Here is a 633-nt window from a genome sequence, read left to right on the forward strand (position 1 = left end):
GCGATGATGGCCGGATGCGCGAGCGCACCACCCCCCGGCACCCGACGGCGGGCACCGTCCCGGCCGATCTGCCCCGTGAGCTCGTCGGCGACGTCGAGCGCGCCGGCTACTACCCGCAGCTCGTCTGCGACGTGCTGCGGGCGGCGCTCGTCGGGGACCGGGTCGAGGCGCACCTGGTGCACCTGGAGACCACCTTCGACAGCTCCGAGGTGCGACGGCACGTCACGGTGCTCGCCCTCACGCCGGACCGCCTGGTCATCGCCCACGCCGACGACCACGCGCCCGACGAGACCTCCCCGGAGAGCTACGCGGTGGCGTCCACCGAGGCGGTGGCCCTGCAGCGGGTGGAGTCCGTCGTGGTGTCCTCCGTCGTGACGCGCCCGGCGGACTACCGCAGCGGGGACACCCCGCAGGAGGTCACCCTGACCGTCGGCTGGGGCGCCGTGCGCCGCATCGACCTGGAGCCCGCCGGCTGCCCCGACCCCGACTGCGACGCCGACCACGGCTACACCGGCTCCCTCAGCGGGGACGACCTCACGCTGCGGGTGTCCGCGGCGGCCGAGGGGGCGGGGGCGGTGCGCGCGGCGGTGGCCTTCGCCCAGGCGCTGTCGGAGGCGACCGCGCACCCGTGAG

1 protein-coding gene is annotated in these 633 nt (G+C 76.3%); it reads left to right on the top strand.

Going from position 1 to position 633, the window contains the following annotated elements; genetic code table 11:
- The first annotated feature begins 14 nt into the window (after positions 1-14).
- Complete coding sequence (locus tag ABEB16_RS19355; protein WP_345713840.1) at positions 15-632, top strand: DUF5998 family protein; 618 nt, start codon at positions 15-17, stop codon at positions 630-632.
- The last annotated feature ends 1 nt before the right edge of the window (position 633 follow it).

The organism is Kineococcus glutinatus, from assembly GCF_039542765.1.
GTDB classification, from domain to species: domain Bacteria; phylum Actinomycetota; class Actinomycetes; order Actinomycetales; family Kineococcaceae; genus Kineococcus_A; species Kineococcus_A glutinatus.

Coding starts and splice junctions, on each gene's coding strand:
- ABEB16_RS19355 (WP_345713840.1), top strand. CDS start 15: ATGCGCGAGCGCACCACCCCCCGGCACCCGACGGCGGGCACCGTCCCG.